The sequence below is a fragment of the Acinetobacter sp. LipI_23 genome, assembly GCF_058243045.1.
In genome coordinates, this window is record NZ_JBZAYJ010000001.1 from 640902 (window position 1) to 664397 (window position 23496).

A 23496-nucleotide genomic window follows, 5' to 3' on the forward strand; every position below is an offset into this window, starting at 1 on the left:
TTTAGAGCATTGTGACCAATTGCTGTCGTCCAATGCGCTGCCAAGGCAAACCCTGGATCAGTGCCTGTAACTGTTCTGGGCTGAGGGCTACGCTTTCACCCTGGTGAACTTTAGCCCAGTGAAATTTTCCCTGTTCCAACCGCCGAGCACACAGCCAGATCCCCAGTCCATCATGTACCAGCACTTTCATGCGATGGCCACGTTTATTACAGAACAGGTAAGCACAATGCGGTTTGATGTAGCCAAAGGCTCTCACCACCTGAGCCATGGCCGTATCCATACCTGCACGCATGTCCATGGGCTGGGTAGACAACCAGATTTCATCGATACGGATCATGTTGTAAGTGCCTTGAGTAATTCTGCTAAAGCAGATATTTCTGATACTTGCCATTTCAAGCCAATTTCTGCTTTTGAGTGGGGTAAAGTAATTTGAACCGTTAACATGCCAGTAGGGATAGGATCTAATGGTGCGGAGCAAGATAAGGCAATAAATGCAGGTTTATTCGGTAGTAGTGAGCGATCATTCCCTGGCTTAGCATCAATTAAGCGAATCCATTTGGATACAAGATTTGTATTCAATCCATGTTGCAAAGCGACCGAAGCAATTGAAACCTCCGATGCTTTACACGCCTGAACGATCTGCTGTTTAAATTCAGCACTATATGTTCTTCGTTTTATCGTAAGAGATGCGATGGATGTCTGGTTATTTGTAGTCATAAATTTAAGTTCCCACTTGTTTTTAAGTGAGGACTAAATTAAGGCTTATAGGACGAATTCATAAGGTGTGTTCAGCGGACGCTTACTGAAATACAATAGGATTGAATTTGAGCCAGTTGATTCAAATTGTTAAAAGTATAGACATCACAAGCAGAAATTCGCGATGTCTGCTGGGTGTTATGAAATTGCGCTTCACCTTGAACAATCACATGATGACCCGTTTGATGAATTGCTTGAATATGGAACTCATGCGCGACCGTCGTAAAATAATGCTCGATAGACTGGCAATGCTTAAGTACTTGATCAAAACCTGAAAGCCGTTGTTCACCCACAATTTCCCATGTAATGGCTTCCGAAAAATGCTGTTGGATTCGACTAAATTGCCCCGTTGAAAAGTAGGTGGCTATGTCCGTGAGGATCATCTCGTTTTGCCTGTTTTTTAGTCATGTTTAATGATTCTAGTTTAAAAATATTGAATCAGATTCATTTCCCGATGAAGTTAAAAGTAATTTTTCATTACACTCCGTGTTTAGCTGGAGGATTGTTGCCCACAAAATACAGGAAACAAGGTAAACTAAAGCTTCCCTTTATTTTCATTGTGGATAAATTGATGCGACGTTTATCGACTCAAGATCAGAACTTTAAACAAGTCTTTGCTGATTTGTTGGCTTTTGAAACCGTGAGTGACCCAGAACTTTTAAAAACCGTAGATCAAATCATCGCTGAAGTTCGTCAGCATGGTAATGCTCATGTTCTTAAACTCACTCAACAGTTCGATCGACATCCCGCGCATCAATTCTCCGATTTAGAACTGACTCAAGAACAATTAAAAACCGCTTTTGAGGGTTTGAGTACCGAAGTCCGCGAGGCGTTAGAGCTTGCTGCAAACCGCATTCGTGAGTTTCACCAAGCGCAAAAACAAGAAGGCTGGATCTATGTGGATGCCTTGGGGAACACACTTGGGCAAAAAGTAACGCCTTTAGATCGCGTTGGTATTTATGTACCTGGTGGTTTGGCATCTTATCCGTCTTCTGTACTGATGAATGCTGTACCTGCGCATGTGGCGGGTGTACCTGAAATTATTATGGTCGTGCCTGCACCGAATGGTGAGTTGAATCCTTTGGTATTAGCAGCCGCTTATTTGGCTGGTGTCAGCCGTGTCTTTACCATTGGTGGGGCACAAGCGGTTGCGGCTTTAGCCTATGGTACAGAAACGATTCCAGCGGTAGATAAGATTACAGGGCCGGGCAACCGTTTTGTCGCGGCTGCGAAACGTGCAGTATTCGGTCAAGTCGGTATCGACATGATTGCAGGGCCGTCTGAAATCTTAGTTTATGCCGAAGGCGTGAATAACGCAGAATGGCTGGCAATGGATTTATTGTCCCAAGCTGAACACGATACTGTGGCACAAGCAGTGTTTATTACACCAGATGAGCAGTTGTTAAATGAAGTAGAACTCGCTATTGAAGCGCATTTACAAGCTTTACCTAAGGCGGAGATTGCGCGTACATCGATTGCCAATCGTGGCGCATTAGTGCTTGTGAAAGACCGCGCTGAAGCAGTTGAGCTGATTAATCAGGTTGCACCAGAGCATTTAGAGCTTTGCTTGGATGAAGCACAGGAAATGGCCGAAGAGATTCGCCATGCAGGCGCAATCTTCATGGGGCGTTATACCCCAGAGGCAATCGGTGATTATTGCGCAGGGCCAAACCACGTTTTGCCAACTTCTGGGACCGCACGCTTTTCATCGCCACTCGGTGTATATGATTTTCAAAAGCGTTCAAGTTTGATTATGTGCTCAGAGCAAGGTGTGAAAACTTTGGCAAAAACCGCGGATATTCTAGCGCAGCAAGAAAACTTAGATGCGCATGCGCGTTCGGCACGTTATCGTTATCAATAATATAAATTTAGATCCCTCATTTGTTCAGTAATGAATGTTCCTCTCCCTATGGGAGAGGTTAGGAGAGGGGAAAATATTTAATTCAGTTTGGGACATCATAAAGCTCTCCCAAACCCTCTCCTAGCAGGAGAGGGCTTACATAAAAGTAAGTTGAGTACATAAATGAGATAGACAATGTCTAACATTACTACAGAACAAATGCGTTTTTGGAGTCCTGAAGTACGTGAATTAGAACCGTATGTGCCAGGCGAACAACCGAAAATTCAAAATTTATTGAAGCTCAATACTAATGAAAATCCATATCCACCCTCACCAAAGGTGGTGGAGGCTGTTCAAGCAGTCTTGGTAAACTCAGCAGATGTACTGCGTTTATATCCAGATCCAGATGCTTCTGCGTTAAAGCAGGCGATTGCGAAACAACAAAATGTTGCAGTTGAACATATTTTTGTCGGCAATGGTTCAGATGAAGTCTTAGCACATATTTTTAAAGCATTTTTTGTGCAAGAGCTGCCTGTACTTTACCCCGATATTACCTATAGCTTCTATCCTGTTTATAGCCAATTCTTTGGGGTCAAAACCAAAATTTTGCCACTCAATGATGACTTTGAAATTGTGGTGGATCACTATAAACAAGCCAATGGCGGCATTATTATCACCAATCCAAATGCGCCAACCAGTATAGATATTGGTTTGGCAGCAATTGAGGAAGTGCTTCAGGCCAATCCAAATTCAGTGGTGGTGATAGATGAGGCTTATGTAGACTTTGGTGCTGAATCGGCAGTCAGTTTGGTGGAAAAATATGAGAACTTGGTGGTGTGCCAAACCACGTCTAAGTCTCGCTCACTGGCGGGTTTACGGGTTGGTTTTGCGATTGCTCAACCGCATTTGATTGCGGCACTTGAAGCGGTGAAGAATAGTTTTAACTCTTATCCGATGGACCGTTTTGCGATAGCCGCTGCGGTTGCATCATTTGAAGATCAAGCTTATTTCGAAGCACAAAATCAAAAAGTGATTCAAAGCCGTGAACATTTGGTTGAACAATTGACCGCACTGGGCTTTAACGTTTTACCATCAAGTGCCAACTTTATCTTTGCATCATTGCCTAGCAAAGATGCGGGTGAATTAGCGGCTGAATTACGTGAACAAGGCATTATTGTGCGTTATTTCAATAAACCGCGTATTAACCAGTTTTTACGTATCACGGTTGGAACTGATGAACAAAATCAACGCTTAGTCGATACATTGAAAAATGATATTTTAAAATAAACTTTCAACAGTTGTGATCTTTGAAAAGTGAACGTTCATTAATATGAAGGTTCACTTTTTTATTTTGGAGGCTATTCATTGTCCGTTTGTACAAAGGTATTGAGTAAATTAAGCAGTGCTGAGACCTTGTCAAAGCATTCTTGGTATTCAGCCTCATACTCTGATGCAATAGTGATTCCACCGCCAGCCCAAAGCGAAACCTCATCTTGGAATTTTTGAATAGAACGAATCAGAATGTTCCAAGAACCCGTACCATCGAAATTAAAATAACCCATTGAGCCACAGTACGCTCCGCGTGGTGCACCTTCGAGTTCTTCAATAATCTGCATTGCTCGAATTTTAGGTGCACCTGTAATAGACCCGCCAGGTAGCGCAGAGAGCAGCACATGAAAGGGATGAACTTCTGCTTTCAGTGTTGCTTCGACTTCGCTGACCATATGATGGACTTGATTAAAGCTTTCAATATTAAACAGTTTAGGTGTTTTGACTGAGCCTGTTTCTGCATAAACACTCAAGTCATTACGCAGTAGATCAACAATCATTACATTTTCAGCTTGATCTTTTTCCGAAGCCATTAAGCGTTGTTTAGATTGTTCATCTAAGACTGGATCTGCATAGCGCGGCATGGTGCCTTTAATCGGCTTAGTGATGATTTTACGATGGGTTTGAAAATCAATAAACAACTCGGGCGAACAACTTAAGAGTTCAAAATCATCGCTACGAAGATAGCCTGAGTAAGGTGCATTGGTCAATTGCCAAAATGCTTCGACTGCACTTAGGAGTTGACCGTGTGCCTTGGCAGTGAACTCTTGTGTCAGATTGATTTGATAGCAATCCCCAGCTTTGATGTATTCCTGTACTTTCTGAAAGGCTTGTTTGTATTGGGTTTCAGTCCAGCGTGCTTGGCAGATCGACTTGAGTTGGAGTGGATGGGTTAAGGCAGATGGCTGTAATAAATACGATTCAATTTTGCGATAAATGCGTTCTGCTTGTGAATCACTACTGCAAAATAGCCAGCCTGCATCAGTCCATTGTAGATAACTGCTGTATAAACCTAAAAATAGGCTTGGCTGTGACTTAATTTGAACCGGAACGTGTTTCTGGGCGGCATAATCATAACTGACGAATCCAATGAGTCCGCCACTAAAAGATGCTTCTTTTTGTTCTGAGCTTGGCTGAATATTACTGGAAATGTCTATTTCTTCATGATCACGGATATAACAAAAATCCCGTGTGCGTTGAAAGAAAAAGTGCTGGTTTTTTTGAAAAACTTGATAACGCTCGGGTAAAAAAGCAATGACAGGTGCATCGACATTTTGTAAATAGACTAACTGTGTGAGCTCATTCAATGCCTGTAATATATGAGATACAGAGAGGCTTGAATCACAAATTATCTTTTTAAATGATTGGCTTAGAGTCATGCTAACGCAAATAGGATTAAATAATTCAGGCTATTTTACCTCATTGTACGTGTACGCATAGAGGAAATACCGTTTATCGGTAAGCTATGGATTGCATCATCGATGGGCTTTTTTTGATATTAGGCAACATTAACCTGTATGGTCTAAGCGTGTACCTAGGGTTTCGAGATGAAAATTAAATTGATTACTTTTACGGTCGGCAAAATAGTGACGTAAGGTATGTTCGACACTTGGGAAAGCCAGTTCTGACCAAGGAATTTCATCTTCTTCAAATAAACGACATTCAATGCTTTCTTCGCCAGCACCGAATTTTCCATCTACTAAGTTCGCTTTGAATAGCACATAAATTTGACCAATACGCGGAATATTGTACATGCAATATAGCTGTTCAATTTCAACTTCCGCTTCCGCTTCTTCACAGGTTTCTCGTGCAGCACCTTGTTCCATAGTTTCAAACAACTCCATGTAACCTGCTGGTAAAGTCCATAATCCATAACGCGGTTCAATGGCACGGCGGCATAACAATACTTTATTTTCCCAAAGTGCGAGTGCGCCACAAATCACTTTAGGGTTCACATAATGAATAGAACTACAAGAGGTGCAAACACGACGCAATTGATGGTCGCCAAGAGGGATTTGTTCTGTTGTTTTTTGTCCGCAATTGCTGCAAAAGTCCATATTCATCATCAATGATAAAGTTCAGACTCAGCATAACTTAAAAATTAAATTTTGGCATCATTTCTCTTTTTTCAGTATTAAATTCAGCTATGATGAAAAAAAGAATGATGGGGACGACGTTCAATGGATGAACATTCATTAACACGCATACTGCAGCAACAGTTACGGTTTTCAAGCAAAATCAAATCGGCAGATGCAGCTGTGTTAATCGCGATCACCAATGAAGACGATCCCAAAGTTTTACTGACCCGCCGCTCTGTTTACCTATCTAATCATGCTGGCGAAGTGTCTTTTCCTGGCGGAAAAAGAGATCCGCAAGATACCAGTAATATCGTGGTTGCCTTACGTGAAGCCTATGAAGAGACCGCGCTGAATCCTTTTGATGTGCAGCTACTCGGTGATTTGCCAATGCAAAAAGCCCGTAATGGTATGCTGGTCAAACCTGTGGTCGGGCTGATTCCGCCTGAAGTTGAACTAGTTGCCCAGCCGACAGAAATTGATCGTATTTTCTTTGCATCACTCAAACAGCTGATGGAAGTGCCTGCGGTGCCTTATGAAGTTCGTTTTGCTCATCAATCGCTCTATTTTCCGAGTATGCGGGTGGAAAATGAAATTGTTTGGGGGCTGACAGCACGTATGTTGGTTGCATTATTTCAATATGGTTTGGGCTACCATAAAGAGTGGCCATTTTTAGTCAATTCACCGACTTTTCGGTTCCCCAAGTAAGTTGAGTATTTTAAGGAAGAAATATGTTGTACAAATTTAAAGGTCATGCCCCACAAGCAATGCATCAACCATGGAATGGCTGGGTTGCGGAAAATGCCACAGTCATCGGTCAAGTCGAATTGGGGCAGCAAGTCAGTATTTGGTTTGGAGCAGTCGTACGTGCAGACAATTGCAAAATTCGTTTAGGTGACTTTACCAATATTCAGGAAAATGCGGTTTTACATACCGATGCTGGGATTGAAATGAATATTGGCAATTATGTCACGATTGGGCATCAAGCCATGTTGCATGGTTGCACTGTGGGGGATAATAGTCTGATTGGGATTAATGCTGTCGTTTTAAACAATGCTGTGATTGGGAAAAATTGTATTATTGGTGCGAATGCACTGATTCCGGAAGGTAAAGTCATTCCAGATAATTCTCTGGTTATGGGCTCACCGGGTAAAGTGGTCAAAACTTTGGATGAAACGGCTGAGGCTCGTTTGAAAATGAGTGCACTGCATTATGCAGAACACTTTAAACAATTTATCGATTTAGAGCCGGCACAGTTATAAGCTTATTTTTCCTATTCAGCCTAGATTTTTCTAGGCTTTTTTAGCTCTGTTTTGAGAACATCTCGCCTAGTGCTTTTGAGTGGAGTATCATAGCCACGTTTTTATAGATTAAATCATTAAGGTTGTGCATGAAAGTGCTGGCATTGGAATCTGCAAATGAGCAGTGTTCCGTCTCTATTGTAGATGAAAATCAAGAACTTTTTTTCCAATTGGATACGCGCGCAAAAGCACAAACGCAAACGATTCTCCCAATGATTGAACAAGGGTTTTTACAGTTGGATATTAAGACAGAAGATTTGTCTTGTATCGCTTTTAGTCGTGGTCCTGGTTCTTTTAGCGGCGTTCGTATTAATGCTGCTGTGACTCAAGCTTTGGCATGGTCGAATGATTTGCCTGTGGTTCCTGTCTCAACTTTACAAGCGCTCGCACAAGCTGCACATCGTGTGCATGGTCTAACCACAGTCACCGCAGTTTTAGACGCTCGCATGAGTGAAGTCTATATTGCAAGTTTTCAATTAGATACGGACGGCATCATGCAAGCCGTCGATGAAGAACAGCTTTTAAGCTATGCAGCGGCTACTGAATGTACACCGTTTACTTTAGTTGGTTCAGGCGCAACCTTAATTGATCCATCACAAATACAATACAAAGATTTAAGTGCAACTGCGCAAGATATTGCCACAATTGCGCGCAAGAATGCACAGCAACAACACTGGGTGAGTGCTGAACTTGCACTTCCAGTCTATTTACGTGATAACGCTTGGAAAAAAATCCCGGAACAGGGTAAAGCATAATTAGGGTTTTTTATGGATCTTTTACTGCTGCTCAAAGCGGCAATTATGGGTATTGTTGAAGGTATTACTGAATTCCTACCCATTTCGAGTACTGGACATTTAATTTTAGCTTCAGAACTCATGAATTTCTGGACCAAAGAAAAAAGTGATGTCTTTGTGATCGCCATTCAAATGGGGGCAATTGCAGCCGTCATTTATGAATATTGGGCACGTTTGTGGGGAGCGGCAACGGGGATTTTTAGTGGTGAACCCCAAGGTCGCCGTCTTGGGATTGGGCTAATTTTAGCGTCGATTCCTATTGTGCTGATTGGTCTGACATTTGGTCAAACGGTGAAAGAGCTTTTATTTAATGATATTGCCATTGCCATTGGTTTGATTGTGGGTGGCTTGATTATTATTTGGATTGAAAAGCATCCACCACAAGAGCGCGTCCATGAAGTTGAAGACCTGAGTGTAAAAGATGCGATTTGGATTGGTCTGATTCAAGTGTTGTCTTTAATTCCAGGGACATCACGTTCGGGGGCAACCATTATTGGCGCGATGTTTTTAGGTGTATCGCGTAAAGCGGCGACTGAGTTTTCATTTTTCTTGGGTATTCCAGTAATTATTGGTGCGGGTCTGTTAGATTTGTACCAAAGTGCGCATGTGTTTGACGGACAACAAGATTGGATCGTATTGGCAACAGGCATTATTGTTTCTTTTATCTCGGCTTTACTGTTGATTCGTGCTTTAGTCGCTTATGTGGCGAAGCGTGATTTCATGATTTTTGCATGGTACCGCATTGCTTCAGGCTTAGTGATTCTATTGTTTGCCTTTACGGGTTGGAAGTTATGGTAAGCCCAATGCGCTTATATGTGGAACAAGAGCATTTAGAAAAAGCACAGCACTATGTTGCTGTGCTTTTTTCTCGGGGTGTCGAGGTCAGCATCGAAGTCGCCGAAAAGTTAAATGCACGTTTCTTCCGTTTTCATCCTGAACTGGGCCTGTGTGCCGATGCCGATGGGCTTTGGCTTTGTGCCAATGGCATGAAAATGCAGCCGGATTGGAAAGCTGAAGTTCCACGTTTAAAGCGTGCGTCGTTAAAGTCTGAAATGATTGCGCGTGCTTGCCACTTGACTGAAAAACCTAAGCTCATTGATGCAACGGCAGGGCTTGGGCATGACTCACTGCTCATGGCACATTTGGGCGCCAATGTCACGTTGGTAGAACGCCATCCCATTTTATTCACCTTGTTAGAGTCAAGTAAGGAACAGGCTTTGCAGGATGCATTTTTAAACCCTGTGGTGACTCGAATTGACTTGGTTTTTTCAGATTCCGCACAGTATTTGCAGCAACAAGCAGAGCAGGGCAATACGGTTGATGTGGTTTATCTAGATCCGATGTTTCCACAACGGGATCAAAATCAGCAAGCAGTGAAAAAACAGGCGCAAGTAAAAAAGCAAATGCAGCTTTTACATATGTTACTGCCTGAAGATGGTGAAATGGATTTGGGTGATAATCTGCTTGGCTTAGCGCAAAAAGTGGCAAAACGGGTGGTGGTCAAACGTCCTCGCTTGGCCGTATTTTTGGCAAATCAAGAAACCACTCATCAGTGGCTGGGTGATGCATGCCGTTTTGATGCCTATTTTCAGCATGAACGCTTAGACTGAAGTGGAAGATTGCTTCAAAAGTATGCAAAGATTTGTTATATAGTTAAAAACATCATTGATAAAATGCTGATCAAGCATAAACTTAGTGTGTCCCTACGCAAGTCACAATTTAATTAGAATCTTATGATCGACTTCAAACCCTCCATCAACTTTTGGCATGATTTTAAAAGCAACCAAACTGCGGGGATGTGGTTGTTTCTAGGTTCACGACGCTCTTTGCAAATTGTCCATCCTTCGATTATGCAGCTCATCTTCTGGGGGATTTTAGGTGGCTCAGCCAATACTTTATTTAGCTGGTTGAGCGCAGGAGAGATCGGTGACTTTAACCCACAAGGTTTGGTCAGTTACGCACTTTGGCCTTTCATTGCCCTGATTGTCGGGATTTTTCTGTCTCAACGGGTGAATAATCCGCGTTTGATGTTGGTACCAGCACTGCTTTGGTTGGTGTTGGATACGCATATCGCGTTATTACAAAGTTTTATCCAATATTTAGGCATGATTGATGTCCTGCCGTATTTCTTCTACGACTACCTACCGAATGTGTTCATGGTACTGTTTGTTTGGCAGAGTTTGGCTGTGGTGTGGGTGTTTTCACGTGAACTGAAATGGCCTTGGTGGGAGCGAGCCCTGATTGTCTTGGCCACGCTGTTTACCCTTGTGGTTTGGCAAATGTCAGTGACCAGTCAGCCGATTTGGAAAGTAGAAGAAACACCACCAACCTTTGCAGAAGATGCCTTCTATGCACAAAGTCGCTTACTGAATAAAGCACTAGAGTCTGTGCAATATGGCGAATTTGCCCAGTCACATTGGTATTTCCTTGGCGTAGCGGGAGCGAGTTATCAAGATGTATTCCGTTCGGAAGTCGAGCGAATAAAAGAACAGTTCGATACGCGTTTTGGTACGTTGGGCCGTTCGATGATGCTGGTAAATAACCCTGCTACACGAACAGAAATTCCGATTGCCTCTAAACACAGTATTGAAATGGCGCTGCGCCGTATGGGACAACAGATGAACCGTGAAAGTGATGTGTTATTTTTATATATGACTTCGCATGGTTTACCGAACCAGTTCGAAATGGAAAATGCACCTTTAGACTTAACTCAGGTCGACCCGAAATGGTTACGCGAAACCTTAGATGCATCGGGTATTCGCTGGCGTGTGATTGTGATTTCATCGTGCTTCTCTGGAAGCTTTGTACCAGCACTGCAAAATGACAATACTTTGATCATTACCGCTTCGGCGGCAGACCGCCAGTCTTTTGGGTGTACCAATGAAGCCGATTATACTTATTTTGGTCGGGCGTTTTTTGATCAAGCAATGCGTGAACAAAACAGTATAGAAACTGCTTTTAGCCAAGCACAAAAAACTGTGAGCCAATGGGAAACAGCACAAGGCTTTGAGCCCTCTGAACCGCAGTGGTCGATGGGTAAAAATATGGAGCTGATGCTTCCACAACTTGAACAGCGCTTGTTTCCACCTAAAGCTGTTACTACCCCTTAATTTGGATCTAAAAAGGAACCCCTGATGGAATTAGTACAATCTAACCGTAGTTTTGATGGTGAACAGCGTATTTACCGATTTAATTCCATCAGCCTCCAAGGTGAGAGCAAGTTTGGTATTTATTTACCTGCTCAAGCGTTAGCAGGGCAAGCGTGTCCAACATTATTTTATTTGGCAGGTTTAACCTGTACCGAAGAAACTTTTGCCATTAAAGCGCATGCGCAGCGTTTAGCAGCACAGCTAGGTCTGATTTTGGTAACGCCTGATACTTCACCCCGTGGTGAACAAGTTGCGCAAGGTGATCATTGGGATATTGGGCAAGGGGCAGGTTTTTATATCAATGCAACCCAAGCGCCGTGGGCTGAGCATTTCCAGATGGAAAGCTATGTTGCTGAAGAACTGTATGATTTAGTGATTCAGCAATTTTCTGTACAAGCAGAGCGTATTGGGATTTTCGGGCACAGCATGGGCGGTCATGGTGCTTTAACCTTGGCCTTGAAATATCCTGAGAAGTTTAAGTCGGTGTCTGCATTTGCCCCGATTTGTGCACCAAGCCAATGTCCTTGGGGTGAAAAAGCGTTTTCAAACTATTTAGGTTCAGATCAAGCTGAGTGGCTGAAACATGATGCAAGCGCTTTGGTCCAAACAAAAACAGCTCATTTTGCTGATATTTTAATTGATCAGGGTTTGAGTGATCAGTTTTATAGCCAGCTCAATCCTGCATTATTTCAGCAAGCCTGTCAGGCTGTGGGCCAGCCACTGACGCTTCGCGAACATGCAGGCTATGACCATGGTTATTACTTTATTCAAAGTTTTATTGATGATCACCTGCAGTTTCATGCCGTACAGCTCGAATCTTAAATCTTGATTTGTCATATTTATTCTTAATTTTTGACTAGAAATCATCCAGCACTGGCATTAACATGGTTGGGTGATTGATTTTTTGTTCTTAAAAAATAAAACAGTAAAATAATAGATAGGGTATACATGCAAAATTCAGAGGCATCTTTGCCACCTGTAGAGGCTTCTTTTGAAGCAAGCTGGCCACCTCCACCAGCCGTTCCCACGGATGAGCCAAACGCCTATTTGGGACAGACCTTTCGTTTCCAATTCCGTGGTAATGCCCGAGAGTACTTTGGCATTTGGATTGTGAATATCTTATTGACCATTGTTACCTTCAGTTTATATGCCCCTTGGGCGAAGGTTAGACGCTTACGCTATTTTTATGGCAATACGGTGTTTTATCGCCGCAAGTTTGATTTTACGGGTGTACCTACACGCATCCTGATTGGTCGAATTATTGCTTTGGGCGTGTACTTTGGCGCTTCAGCTTTGGCTCAGGTATCTTGGCAAGCTTCTTTAATTGGTTTCCTCATCATATTTCTACTTGTACCGTGGTTGGTACGTTCTACTATTCGCTTTCGTGCCAGAAACAGTAAATTTGGTAATAGCCGCTTTTATTTTACAGGCACAACCAAAGAAGCCTATATCTTGGCGCTGAAAGGCATTTTGATTTACATCTTTACCCTTGGGATCTTTTTCCCTGTGCTATTTTGGTATTTTAAAAAATACACGCTGGATAATTTACAACTCGGGCAATTACGTTTTGAGCTACATGCCGATTGGCCTGACTATATGCGTGCCATGTATGTCCCGGTGTTTTTGTTTATTGGAATCGTCTTTGTTTTAGGGTTATTCGTTGCCTTCACCCTTCAAGTGGGGAGCAGTTCTCCAACCCAGTTTGGGATCATGGTGGCGGTAATTTATATGATTGCTGCTTTTATGATTTGGCCGCTGATGATGGCTCGTATTTTTATTACCACATGGAATAAAGCCACGTTGGGGCGTAGCCCTTTCCAAACGGACTGTGGTCAGATGCATTATGCATGGATCGTGATGACCAACTGGATTTTAAAAATCCTCTCGCTCGGTTTGTTATCTGCATGGGCTGCGGTGCGTTTGTATCAGTATCAAATTGAGTCATTAACTTTAACCCTAAAAAATGATCCAGATCGTATGTACAATTTGGCTCAAGATGACCCGAATGCTATTGCTGAAGAGCTGAGTGATATTTTTGACATCGATATTTCGCTGTAACGAGGCTTAAATGCAGGAACAAAACATCACCTTTTACGATGGGCAGATTTCTAAGCCTTATCCAGCCACGATTGCACCGATAGACCGAGAAACGGTGTTGATCTGTTATAACCAGCAGCAGCGTCGTTATTACTATGCCGATATGCAGTTGATTGGGGCATTGGGGCAGATTCGACCTGTGGTTGAGTTGAAAGATGATGCACGGATTGAATTTCCACAAGCATTGCCTGACTGGTTTGAGCTGAACAAAAAGCATGTACAGCATTCGATTTGGAAATTAGAACGCTCACCAAGTCTCATCTTGTTTAGTGTGGTGTTTGTTGCCGCTTTTATCTTCGCCATTTTAAGATGGGGTATTCCAAGCGCAGCACATTATGTCGCGATGCAACTACCTGCCGATACCATCTATAAACTCGGCGATGAAGCGCAAGAACAAGTGTTTAAGCTGACGGGACCTTCGACTATCCCTCTTGCACGTCAAAAACAAATCATACAAAGCTATCAAGACCTTGTTGCCAATGGGCAACCTGCCAAAGTACTGTTTCGTGCAGGTGGACAAATTGGAACGAATGCTTTAGCGCTGCCAAACAACACCATTATTTTGACCGATGAACTGGTTAATTTAGCCAAAGATGATCATGAAATTATTGGGGTTTTAGCACATGAGCAAGGGCACTTGGTCGAGCGACATAGCTTACAGCAAGCCTTATCCAGTTTAGGTTTTAGTGTGCTGTTGATTGCGGTGACGGGGGACAGTTCGGCCTTATTTACAACTTTGCCTGTGGCTTTGGTTGGTGCCAGTTATTCACGCAATTTTGAAAGTGATGCGGACTTGTATGCCATGCATGTCTTGGATAAAAACCAGATTTCAAGCTTACATTTAGCGAATTTCTTGGCACGTATGGAAGCCGATGCACGTGCCGAAGAGGAAGAAAAGCAGCCGCAAGGGAAGTCTGAAGAAGAGGAGGAAGGTGGCATTGGTTCATTCTTCCAAAGTCACCCTGCGACCCAAGAGCGTATTGCGGCTATTCGCCAATTTAACCAACAGCAACGCTTATCAAACTAATTCATTCAGCCGCTGACTTAAACTTGTGTCCATGTTGCTGTGAGGGGCGTTTGTCCCATACGGATCAGGTGGTCTAAGACCACGTGTTCTAAGTGACTCAATTTTTCTTCACTCGCCTCAATGCTGACATGTAAATGTTCGGCTTGAGGACTTAAAAGGACCCGTGCTTCAGGCATGATAATGGTAAAACTACTGGGTTCTTGTTCGATTTCAAACTTATGTTTCCAATGATTCACCAGTCGTTTTGCAATTCGAGCCGCATCTGTCGTGACAATATCCGCAGTACTTTTCATATTTACCTCGTCGATTGATCACTTACCATAGCAGTTTCAAGCCAAATGAAAAGTTGAATGTTGCAACGCTACGTTGCAAATTTAGAAAGCTTAACGCTTTCTTTTTTCACAAGTCCCAGTTCAAAAGCTGAATTTGCTATAATGCCTTTATTCCCTTTTGTTAAACCAGGTACACGCATGTCCAAGCCTTATTTAATTGCACCATCTATTCTCTCTGCTGACTTTGCTCGTTTAGGTGAAGACGTTGAACATGTACTTGCAGCAGGTGCAGACGTGGTTCACTTTGATGTGATGGATAACCACTATGTGCCAAACCTGACTTTTGGTGCGGGTATTTGTAAGGCCCTCAAGAACTACGGCATCAAAGCCCCGATTGATGTGCATTTGATGGTTAAACCTGTCGATCGCATGATTGGTGACTTCCTAGAAGCAGGCGCGGACATTATTACCTTTCATCCAGAAGCCTCTGACCATATCGACCGTTCTTTACAGTTGATTAAATCAGGCGGTGCAAAAGCTGGTTTGGTCTTTAACCCAGCAACGCCGCTCCATTATTTAGATTATGTGCTCGATAAAGTCGATCAAATTTTGTTGATGAGTGTGAACCCAGGTTTCGGCGGTCAAAAATTTATTCCGATGACTTTAGATAAACTACGTGAAGCGCGCAAAATTATTGATGCTTCAGGGCGTGATATTCGTTTAGAGGTGGATGGTGGTGTGTCACCTGCAAATATTCGCGAGATTGCGGAAGCGGGTGCAGATATGTTTGTTGCTGGTTCAGCTATTTTTGGAAAACCAGATTATAAAGCTGTGATTGATGATATGCGTGCAGAGCTTGCAAAAGTGGGTGCGGTAAAGGTTTAAGCTCATAGGTATAAATACTATGCGTTCTGTGGATAACTTTATGGATAAACTGGTGGATATCTATGTTGATAACGATATGGATAACTTGATTAATATTCAAACGTTTACACAGCAATGGTTTAGTATTTAGACGTTAAATGTATAAAAAGGACTCATTTGAGTCCTTTTTTATGGTGTGAAAGCTTTATAGTTACTGGTGCTTTATTCATCTGTACTTAAAAATAGTGCTGTTTAAAAAATAACTTTATTGTTTAAGTGTGCGTAGTGGCTAAACTGTCGCAGTAATTGAATTTAAATTTATAAACTTGTGTATAAAGCATTCTTTGCTTATTCTGTTGATTGGGATCAGCAACAAAAGCTCAGGCATTTACATGCAAAAAGCGTTTTGTTGCGTTGAAATATCATTCTTCACTGACTAAATAGGATTGATTGTGCGTTCATTGCTCAAGACACATTCTTGGTTTGTCTTACTCATTATTTTGGTAATGGGGTGGAGTGGTATTGCCCAAGCTTCGGCAGCGCCGATGCATCAAATGATGCAGCTGAGTATGCAGGCTGCAACCAGTGAGCAAAGTTCTGCGCATGCAACAGGCAGGCAAAGCATGCTCGACTGTCATCAAACGAAATCATCGAGTCCAGTCTCTGGACATCAAATGCATATAGCTCAGACCGACATAACAGCGAAGAGCAATTGTCATGCCTTGGATATGCTGCAAAATAAGCAAGTTCAGTGTCAGGAGTATGCACAGTATCACTGCCAAACGACGCTGACGCTTTTAGACGTTGAACCGCTTGCAGTGGTTCAGCTTGAAGCCGCTTTAGTACAATCATCCCCCCATTTTCGTTATCAAGCTCAACATCTAGTGGGCTATTGGCAAGAAATTCTACGTCCTCCTAAAGCCTAATCCTGATTTTTAAAACTTTATTTTTAAAATTATTAGGATTTAGTCATGTCTATTCAATTTAAACAAAGCCTCGTCCTTGGGGCATGTCTGATGTCATCTTCTTGGAGCTTTGCCGCAGTCAAAGAATACCAATTGGTGATTGATGAAAGTCCCGTCAATTTAACCGGCAAGTCGCTCAAGCGGATTAGTGTCAACGGACAGTTTCCAGCTCCCTTGCTTGAATTTGAGGAGGGCGATGATGCGGTCATTCGGGTTAAAAACAACTTAAAAAAACAGGATTCATCGATCCACTGGCATGGTTTGCTTTTGCCCGGGCTAATGGATGGTGTGCCAGGTTTTAATGGGTTTAATGGTATTCAGCCGAAGAGCGAATTTGTCTATAAGTTCAAAGTGCGCCAAAGTGGAACCTATTGGTATCACGCACACTCGAAAGGACAAGAGCAAGATGGGCTGTATGGCGCATTGGTCATTTATCCCAAAGACAAAAAGCCTTTAGCTCAGCATGAAAAAACTGAGCGTGACTATGTGGTGATGCTGTCGGACTTCCATGAGCAGAGTAGTGAACAAATTCAGAAGAATCTGAAAATTTCTGCCGAATATTATCAAAATCAGCGTGAAACCGTTGCTGATGTGTGGAAACAAGTACAGCGCGAGGGCTTAAAAGCCGCGTGGCAAGACCGTTCCATGTGGAACCAAATGCGCATGCTAAAAACGGATCTGTCGGATGTTACGGGTTATACCTTCCTGATCAATGGTAAAACGCCTGAGCAGAACTGGACAGGTATGTTTAAGCCGAATGAGAAGGTTCGGTTGCGTTTTATCAATGCTTCAGCCATGTCATTTTTTGATATCCGTATTCCTCACTTAAAAATGACGGTAGTCAGTGCAGATGGTCAGCCTGTTAAACCCGTTCCTGTGGATGAGTTTCGGATTGGAACTGCTGAAACTTATGATGTGATTGTGGAACCGAAAGCAGGGCATTATCAAATTGAAGCAGAGTCGATTGACCGTTCAGGCTACGCCATTGGAACTTTACACAATGAGTTGACCCCAATCGCACAGAGCATAGATATGCCTGCGCCACGTCCACGCTCATTGTTGACCATGGAAGATATGGGACACGGCTCAGAACATTCAGGTATGGATCACTCAAAGATGAGTCATGAAGCGATGCCTGCAATGGATCACTCCAAAATGAACCCTGAAGCGATGCCTGAAATGGATCATTCGAAGATGAATCATGCGGCGATGGTTGGTATGGATCATTCAAAGATGAATCATGAGACCATGTCTGAGATGGATCATACACAGATGGGTCATGCGCAACAGAATACGACAGCAATTTCGGTACAGGAAGCTGTTACACCAGTGTATGGGTGGGCGAATGCCTCTACTCCTAAAGGTGATAAGGCATTGCAATATAGCGATCTGAAATCCTTAGAGCCTCAAAAAGATACCCGTGAGGCGACGAGCGAGTTAGTGATTCGTTTGGGTGGAACTATGGAGCGCTATTTGTGGACCATCAATGGGAAAAAATTTAGCGACGCTGAACCGTTGAAAGTGAAGTACGGTGAGCGTATTCGGATCAAATTTATCAATGACAGTATGATGGCGCATCCGATGCATTTGCACGGTATGTTTATGCAACTGGAAAATGGACAAGCCGCTGTTGATATGCCGAATAAGCACACTTTGATTGTGCCACCGGGCAAAACAGTGACTGCTTTACTGACCGCAGATGAGTTAGGCGAATGGGCCATTCACTGTCATCTGCTTTACCACATGAGCTCAGGCATGATGAATAAACTGATTGTGGCTAATGTGAGTGATAGTCAAGTGTCCACCACCCCAATTCAAGAGCAAAAAACAGCAGCTCAAGTTGAACCAAAAGGAGATGAACATGCGCATCATTAATCTTTTTTCAGGTTTTACTTTAGCTGTTAGTGTCTTATTGAGTTCGTTTGCTATGGCTGCCGAATCTCATGCACAGCATGAAAAACAAAAAGCCAAATCTACAAGCCAAGTTCAGTCCAAAGATATGGCATATGAGCATCATCAGCATAGTGCCGATGAGCATGCTCAGATGCTGAAACAGAAAAATGCGGTTAGTCAGTCTTCATCGGAGAAGCAAGCTCAGACTCAATCAAGCAAACAGTCGAAGGCTCAGAAAGGAGATCATCATGTACACCATTAATCTTTTTTCTAAAAGCATAGTGAGCTGTTCTTTCGTGTTGATGAGTGCTGCGGCTATGGCGCATGAAGGGCATCATATGCCTGCTGAAGCAAATGCAAATATGTCCATGACCACTGAGTCCGTGATGTCACAACATGCACAGCATCAGGTGATGACCACTCCAACTCAAGCTGTTCCACAGGCTAGCGCACAACATGTACAGCAGATGAATCATGACTCAACAGCACATACGCATGATCACCGCAAAGAGCATGGTGCGCAAATTTATGCGGTCACCACTGTCGATAACAAATGGTTGCTGAATGAAGACGGCGATGGCAGTTTAAAGTCTGAGTTTGAAACCCGTATCGGGACAGATGAAAATAAGCTGTTTATCAAAGTACATGCGGATAAGCAGGAAGCGCATAAGGCTGAATATGATGCCAAAGTGCTGTATAGCCGTATGATCTCAGACTTTTGGGATGTACAGGCGGGTGCACGTTACCGAGCTGAAAAGGTGGAGCGTGAACAGCAGGGATGGGATACGGAAGACAAAGTGGATGGGGTGCTTGGCCTACATGGTTTAGCGCCGTATTTCTTTGAAACCGATGCTTACGTATATGCTGGTGCAGACAACTATGCTGCGTTTAGTTTAGAAACTGAGCGGGACTTGTTACTGACCCAAAAGCTGATTTTCAAACCTTATTTAGATCTGAACATTATTTTCAGTGATGACTCTAAATATGCCAAAAAATCAGGCCTTAGTAATGCAGCTGTCGGTCTTGAGACGCGTTATGAAATCAGCAAAAAAGTCATGCCTTATGTGGACATTGCCTATGAATATAGCAAAGGCAATGAAGCGACGGCTTGGCAGGCTGAAAGTGACGAAGAGAAAGGTTGGCAGTACGGAATGGGTCTCCGCTTTAAATTTTAAGCCAGAAGTTTAGATTTAAAGTGAATATCTAAGATTGCACCAAGGTTGTGCTGAAAGAGTGATCTGCTGGTTCGGATCACTCTTTTTTGCGCTTTAATGATTTCTAAATGTGAAAATAATTCATTTTGGTGCGCTCTTTGCTATAATTTGAGGCATATTTAGGAGGAACGACCTCCCTCATATTGAGAAAATTCGTCAGGACGGCCTGACTCTAGTAAAGAGGAGTCAGTATCATGGCTTGGGTTTTTCTTATCTTTGCGGGTCTGTTTGAAATCGTTTGGGCATATTCAATGAAACTGTCCGAAGGGTTTAGCAAACTCACACCCAGCATCATTACCATTGTGTTCATGATTTTAAGTTTTGGTTTACTGGCCTATGCAATGCGAACCTTGCCGCTAGGGACCGCGTATACCATTTGGACCGGAATTGGTGCGATAGGGTCTTTCTTGGTGGGGATTTTTATTTTAGGTGAGCCCGCGACAGCTATGCGGATGTTTGCTGCGGTGCTGATTGTATCGGGACTGATTTTGATGAAACTCTCATCAAGCTAAATTCATTCAAATATGTAGAGCTTCAAGCGATCCTTCGTTTGAAGCTTTGTTGTTTCTGCTCGGAATAAAAGGTGTTTTGCGTATGGCGTGGGTGATTTTAATAGTTGCAGGATTGCTCGAAGTGGTTTGGGCTTATGCAATGAAAGTATCGGATGGTTTTACTAAACTGACACCGAGTATTTTAACCCTCGTATTTATGGTGGCCAGTTTTGCGCTGCTGTCTTATGCCATGAAGACCTTACCTTTGGGCACAGCCTATACGGTTTGGACAGGGATTGGCGCGATTGGTTCATTTTTGGTTGGTATCTTGATTTTAGGTGAACCTGCCAATGCCATGCGGATGCTCGCAGCGGTTTTAGTCATTTCTGGGCTTGTACTGATGAAACTTTCATCGTCATAATATTGTATACATAGACAATTTTTGTGGTGAACCATGCGCTTATTTTTTAAATATATGCCATCTCCTGTCGGGGTACTGAGACTGGTGGCACATGATCAAGCCTTGGTTGCCGTATTGTGGGAAAATGAAAACCCCAAACGGGTACGTTTAGCTGAGCTGATCGAACACAATCAGCATCCGATTTTACTGGAAACTGAACGACAGTTGAGCGAGTATTTTGTGGCAAAACGTCAATGTTTTGATTTGCCTTTGGATTTTGCGGGGACAGGTTTTCAGAAGCAAGTTTGGCAGGCTTTACTGCAAATTCCGTTTGGTGAAACCCGAAGCTATAAAGATATTGCGCTACAGATCGGCAATGTAAAAGCCGTTCGTGCAGTGGGTGCAGCCAATGGCAAAAATCCGATTTCAATTATTGCGCCGTGTCATCGGGTTGTGGGGGCGAATGGAAAATTGGTCGGCTTTGCAGGCGGTTTGGACAATAAAGATATTTTATTGAAACTTGAGAAAATTGCGAATTAAGCGTGTGTTTCGGAGTTTTTACGCTCGTATTTCTAGTTTAATAATTTAAAATCAGTATGTTGTCTTTTAATGTGTATTCTTTTGAAGAATCGTGTCTCTAACTCAAATAACGATGAATAATATGATGAGTCAAATTGTGGGGAATGTGTTTTCAGAACTGTGGTGGATGCTACTGATCTTGTTCGGGATCGGCCTTTTAAAAGCGTTTAAGCCTTATCTGAAAGGAAAGTTCGGCGAGTTCGCAGTTCAAGCGCATGTGAAATTGTATTTGGATGAGCGTTATACTCTAATTAACGATGTGACTTTGCCTGATGAGCAGGGCGGGACAACTCAAATAGACCATATTGTATTGAGCCCTTTTGGCGTTTTTGTGATTGAAACCAAAAACTATAAGGGGTGGATTTTTGGTGGTGAGCGTCAAAAGATGTGGACGCAAAAAATTTATAAAAAGAGCTTTAAATTTCAAAATCCGCTGCATCAAAATTATAAACACGTCAAAGTTTTGCAAAGTGTGTTGCAAGATATTGTTGATGTAGATTATATCCATTCTGCTGTGGTGTTTATGCCTGAATGCGAGTTTAAAACTGCGATGCCCAGTACGGTATTTAAAGGTAAAGCATGGGTCGATTATATTAAGACCTTTGACACAGTGGTGATTCCAGCGATGAAACTGAAACGGATTCAGCTTCGGATCGAAAAAGAAGTGTTAGAGAAGTCATGGAAAACCAACCGTGAGCATGTGGCACATTTAAAACAACGCCATCAAGATGGTTAAATACTCCATTCCAAAGGTGACACATTCATTTTGCACCGAAAATAAAATCTAGAATTTAAAAAAAAGCCAGTCCATTTCTTCATGGACTGGCTTTTACCTTTGCAGTTTTTTTTCTAACTTAAAAACGCTTCGGAATTTTTTGACCGCCTTCAACAGGTGTTTCTGCCTGTTTTAATACACCAAAGAGCCATGTTTCGGCATGATGTACTGCGACTTTAACACTGTCACCTTGCGCCAAACGACCTGCAATAAAACTTGCCAGCGAACAACCTGAACCGTGATATTCACCGGCTAAACGCGGGCAGCGAGTTTCAGAAATGAGCTCGCCATTCACAAACAGGGCATTACGAATATAGTCAGGTGTGTCTTCATGACCACCTTTCACCAATACCGCTTTGGCACCCATTTCAAACAGTTTTTGTGTTGCGGCAGCTAAGTCATCGAGACCTGTTAACGCTCGTAGTTCAACTGTATTTGGGGTAATAATGTCCGCCAATGGGATCAGCTCAACAAAGGCTTTGACCAAGGTGGCTTGATCACCCAGTGAACCTCCACTGTTCGCTACTAAAACAGGGTCGAGCACATATTTGTACTCAGGATGTTCACGTAGAAATTCAGCCAGTGCTGCAATATTATCTGTGGTGCCTAACATGCCAGATTTTACGGCTTTAATCGGTAAATCACCGACAACAGCGTGGGCCTGAGCTAACAGCAATTCTTTTGACGTTGCTTCAAAGCCAAACACTTGTTGCGAGTTTTGAACAGTGAGTGCTGTACACGCAATGGCTGCATGCGCACCACTTTGACCAATCGCTTCGATATCGGCCTGTAAACCAGCACCACCTGAAGGGTCTAAACCAGAAAAGCACAGTACGGTTGCGCGCACAGAAATATCCTTGTTGCGAAAATTTGCGATAGTATAGGCAACTTTAGCAGAACTCTCGATAGTATTTTATTTAAAGCCCAAGAAGGATCAGCTGTGATTAAACATATTTTGCTAGATTTAGATGGAACATTAACAGATCCAAAAGTTGGCATTACCACCAGTGCGCGTTATGGCTTAAACAAAGTCGGACATCCCATTGCTGAAGATCTAAACATTGACTGGATTATTGGGCCACCACTAAAAGCGTCTTTGGCAAAACTCTTAAATGTTGCAGTGGACGATGTTTTGGCAGAGCAAGCTTTATTGGGCTATCGTGAGCGTTTTGCGGTGAAAGGTTTATATGAAAACCATTTATTTGCCGATGTTGAACCGACCTTAAAAAAACTGACCGAGCAGGGCTATCACTTATATTTGGCGACAGCAAAACCAGAAGTCTATGCCCGTCAAATCTTAGAGCATTTCAATTTACTGCAATACTTTGTGCATCCCTATGGCAGTGAACTGAACGGTGAGCGCACCAATAAGGGAGATTTGATTGCTTATATTTTAGAAAAAGAGCAGTTAAAAGCAGAAGAATGTCTGATGGTTGGCGATCGTGAGCATGACATTTTGGGTGCACGTCGCAACGGCATTGAAACCATTGTGGTGGAATACGGTTATGGTTCTGATCAAGAGTTGACGGAAGCCGCACCTAAAGCGCGAATTAAAACCTTTGCCGATGTCTTGGACTTGATTTAACTCAGACAGAATTTAATTCGGACAGGATTTAAATAACGCCTTTTTTGACTGCGCACTACTTTCTACATTAAAACAGTTGTGCGCAGTGAT

Annotated in this window: 28 protein-coding genes; 21 read left to right on the forward strand and 7 right to left on the reverse strand. The window is 42.8% G+C overall.

Going from position 1 to position 23496, the window contains the following annotated elements; all coding sequences use genetic code 11:
• Position 1 precedes the first annotated feature (1 nt).
• From tnpB to AC4CVD_RS03120, 3 genes are all read right to left on the reverse strand, one after another.
• Positions 2–337: an IS66 family insertion sequence element accessory protein TnpB gene (gene tnpB / locus AC4CVD_RS03110; RefSeq protein WP_473827493.1), complete on the reverse strand. Its 336-nt coding sequence runs from the start codon at positions 335–337 to the stop codon at positions 2–4.
• Entirely contained in the window at positions 334–717 is a 384-nt protein-coding gene (gene tnpA / locus AC4CVD_RS03115; protein ID WP_043974824.1) for an IS66-like element accessory protein TnpA, read from the reverse strand. Before tnpA ends, tnpB begins: the two co-directional genes overlap by 4 nt.
• 71 nt (positions 718–788) lie before the next feature.
• The gene (locus tag AC4CVD_RS03120) at positions 789–1139 is read right to left on the reverse strand and encodes a nuclear transport factor 2 family protein (protein WP_490752003.1); all 351 of its coding nucleotides are present in this window, start codon (positions 1137–1139) and stop codon (positions 789–791) included.
• 176 nt (positions 1140–1315) lie between these two features.
• Between AC4CVD_RS03120 and hisD the strand changes: the two genes are divergently transcribed.
• The gene (hisD, locus tag AC4CVD_RS03125; protein ID WP_178927802.1) at positions 1316–2617 is read left to right on the forward strand and encodes a histidinol dehydrogenase; all 1302 of its coding nucleotides are present in this window, start codon (positions 1316–1318) and stop codon (positions 2615–2617) included.
• Positions 2618–2791: 174 nt separating this feature from the next.
• Positions 2792–3883 carry a histidinol-phosphate transaminase gene (gene hisC / locus AC4CVD_RS03130; RefSeq protein ID WP_178927791.1) on the forward strand — a complete coding sequence of 364 codons (1092 nt, stop codon included), beginning with the start codon at positions 2792–2794 and terminating at the stop codon, positions 3881–3883.
• 71 nt (positions 3884–3954) lie between these two features.
• On the opposite strand, the gene pabB is transcribed toward hisC, so the two are convergent.
• Together pabB and AC4CVD_RS03140 are read right to left on the reverse strand one after the other, a co-directional pair.
• Positions 3955–5304, reverse strand: coding sequence for an aminodeoxychorismate synthase component I (pabB, locus tag AC4CVD_RS03135; RefSeq protein ID WP_178927790.1), 1350 nt, complete (start codon positions 5302–5304; stop codon positions 3955–3957).
• A 129-nt stretch (positions 5305–5433) separates the two neighbouring features.
• Positions 5434–5982, reverse strand: coding sequence for an NUDIX hydrolase (locus AC4CVD_RS03140; RefSeq protein ID WP_490752006.1), 549 nt, complete (start codon positions 5980–5982; stop codon positions 5434–5436).
• A 123-nt stretch (positions 5983–6105) separates the two neighbouring features.
• Between AC4CVD_RS03140 and AC4CVD_RS03145 the strand changes: the two genes are divergently transcribed.
• The 9 genes from AC4CVD_RS03145 to AC4CVD_RS03185 all read left to right on the forward strand — a co-directional run bounded on the left by AC4CVD_RS03145 (position 6106) and on the right by AC4CVD_RS03185 (position 14368).
• Positions 6106–6708, forward strand: coding sequence for an NUDIX hydrolase (locus AC4CVD_RS03145; RefSeq protein ID WP_004984200.1), 603 nt, complete (start codon positions 6106–6108; stop codon positions 6706–6708).
• Between the two features lie 23 nt (positions 6709–6731).
• On the forward strand, positions 6732–7262 hold the full coding sequence (locus AC4CVD_RS03150) for a gamma carbonic anhydrase family protein (RefSeq protein ID WP_058868999.1): 531 nt from the start codon (positions 6732–6734) through the stop codon (positions 7260–7262).
• A 128-nt stretch (positions 7263–7390) separates the two neighbouring features.
• Positions 7391–8056, forward strand: coding sequence for a tRNA (adenosine(37)-N6)-threonylcarbamoyltransferase complex dimerization subunit type 1 TsaB (gene tsaB / locus AC4CVD_RS03155; RefSeq protein WP_010325977.1), 666 nt, complete (start codon positions 7391–7393; stop codon positions 8054–8056).
• 12 nt (positions 8057–8068) lie between these two features.
• Positions 8069–8893 carry an undecaprenyl-diphosphate phosphatase gene (locus tag AC4CVD_RS03160; RefSeq protein WP_058869001.1) on the forward strand — a complete coding sequence of 275 codons (825 nt, stop codon included), beginning with the start codon at positions 8069–8071 and terminating at the stop codon, positions 8891–8893.
• Positions 8887–9705, forward strand: a complete 819-nt coding sequence (locus tag AC4CVD_RS03165) for a class I SAM-dependent methyltransferase (protein WP_490752010.1) — start codon at positions 8887–8889, stop codon at positions 9703–9705. The genes AC4CVD_RS03160 and AC4CVD_RS03165 overlap by 7 nt, the downstream gene beginning before the upstream one ends.
• 123 nt (positions 9706–9828) lie before the next feature.
• Positions 9829–11205, forward strand: coding sequence for a C13 family peptidase (locus AC4CVD_RS03170; RefSeq protein ID WP_176537205.1), 1377 nt, complete (start codon positions 9829–9831; stop codon positions 11203–11205).
• A gap of 24 nt (positions 11206–11229) precedes the next feature.
• Positions 11230–12066, forward strand: coding sequence for an S-formylglutathione hydrolase (gene fghA / locus AC4CVD_RS03175; RefSeq protein ID WP_262470784.1), 837 nt, complete (start codon positions 11230–11232; stop codon positions 12064–12066).
• A gap of 126 nt (positions 12067–12192) precedes the next feature.
• Positions 12193–13302: a YjgN family protein gene (locus AC4CVD_RS03180; RefSeq protein WP_490752011.1), complete on the forward strand. Its 1110-nt coding sequence runs from the start codon at positions 12193–12195 to the stop codon at positions 13300–13302.
• A 10-nt stretch (positions 13303–13312) separates the two neighbouring features.
• Positions 13313–14368, forward strand: a complete 1056-nt coding sequence (locus AC4CVD_RS03185; RefSeq protein ID WP_490752013.1) for a M48 family metallopeptidase — start codon at positions 13313–13315, stop codon at positions 14366–14368.
• Between the two features lie 17 nt (positions 14369–14385).
• Here the strand turns inward: AC4CVD_RS03185 and AC4CVD_RS03190 are convergent, their stop codons facing one another.
• Positions 14386–14661 carry a DUF2218 domain-containing protein gene (locus AC4CVD_RS03190; protein WP_004984216.1) on the reverse strand — a complete coding sequence of 92 codons (276 nt, stop codon included), beginning with the start codon at positions 14659–14661 and terminating at the stop codon, positions 14386–14388.
• 177 nt (positions 14662–14838) lie between these two features.
• Between AC4CVD_RS03190 and rpe the strand changes: the two genes are divergently transcribed.
• From rpe to AC4CVD_RS03235, 9 genes are all read left to right on the forward strand, one after another.
• Positions 14839–15525 (forward strand): ribulose-phosphate 3-epimerase, encoded by a 687-nt coding sequence (rpe, locus tag AC4CVD_RS03195; RefSeq protein ID WP_004694978.1) that lies wholly within the window; start codon positions 14839–14841, stop codon positions 15523–15525.
• A gap of 431 nt (positions 15526–15956) precedes the next feature.
• Entirely contained in the window at positions 15957–16430 is a 474-nt protein-coding gene (locus tag AC4CVD_RS03200; protein WP_490752015.1) for a hypothetical protein, read from the forward strand.
• Between the two features lie 45 nt (positions 16431–16475).
• Positions 16476–18344: a copper resistance system multicopper oxidase gene (locus AC4CVD_RS03205; protein ID WP_490752017.1), complete on the forward strand. Its 1869-nt coding sequence runs from the start codon at positions 16476–16478 to the stop codon at positions 18342–18344.
• Positions 18331–18624, forward strand: a complete 294-nt coding sequence (locus tag AC4CVD_RS03210; RefSeq protein WP_490752019.1) for a hypothetical protein — start codon at positions 18331–18333, stop codon at positions 18622–18624. The genes AC4CVD_RS03205 and AC4CVD_RS03210 overlap by 14 nt, the downstream gene beginning before the upstream one ends.
• Positions 18611–19537, forward strand: a complete 927-nt coding sequence (locus AC4CVD_RS03215; protein ID WP_490752021.1) for a copper resistance protein B — start codon at positions 18611–18613, stop codon at positions 19535–19537. Before AC4CVD_RS03210 ends, AC4CVD_RS03215 begins: the two co-directional genes overlap by 14 nt.
• A 233-nt stretch (positions 19538–19770) precedes the next feature.
• The gene (sugE, locus tag AC4CVD_RS03220) at positions 19771–20088 is read left to right on the forward strand and encodes a quaternary ammonium compound efflux SMR transporter SugE (protein WP_005400191.1); all 318 of its coding nucleotides are present in this window, start codon (positions 19771–19773) and stop codon (positions 20086–20088) included.
• Between the two features lie 82 nt (positions 20089–20170).
• Entirely contained in the window at positions 20171–20488 is a 318-nt protein-coding gene (sugE, locus tag AC4CVD_RS03225) for a quaternary ammonium compound efflux SMR transporter SugE (protein WP_490752023.1), read from the forward strand.
• Positions 20489–20521: 33 nt separating this feature from the next.
• A complete protein-coding gene (locus tag AC4CVD_RS03230; RefSeq protein ID WP_490752025.1) occupies positions 20522–21007 on the forward strand; it encodes a methylated-DNA--[protein]-cysteine S-methyltransferase in 486 nt (161 codons plus the stop codon).
• A gap of 121 nt (positions 21008–21128) precedes the next feature.
• Positions 21129–21782: a nuclease-related domain-containing protein gene (locus tag AC4CVD_RS03235; RefSeq protein WP_490752027.1), complete on the forward strand. Its 654-nt coding sequence runs from the start codon at positions 21129–21131 to the stop codon at positions 21780–21782.
• Between the two features lie 118 nt (positions 21783–21900).
• Here AC4CVD_RS03235 and AC4CVD_RS03240 read toward each other — a convergent pair whose 3' ends face one another.
• Positions 21901–22668 carry a hydroxymethylpyrimidine/phosphomethylpyrimidine kinase gene (locus AC4CVD_RS03240; protein ID WP_078389948.1) on the reverse strand — a complete coding sequence of 256 codons (768 nt, stop codon included), beginning with the start codon at positions 22666–22668 and terminating at the stop codon, positions 21901–21903.
• 93 nt (positions 22669–22761) lie between these two features.
• Between AC4CVD_RS03240 and AC4CVD_RS03245 the strand changes: the two genes are divergently transcribed.
• Positions 22762–23406, forward strand: coding sequence for an HAD-IA family hydrolase (locus AC4CVD_RS03245; RefSeq protein ID WP_078389947.1), 645 nt, complete (start codon positions 22762–22764; stop codon positions 23404–23406).
• Positions 23407–23496 lie beyond the last annotated feature (90 nt).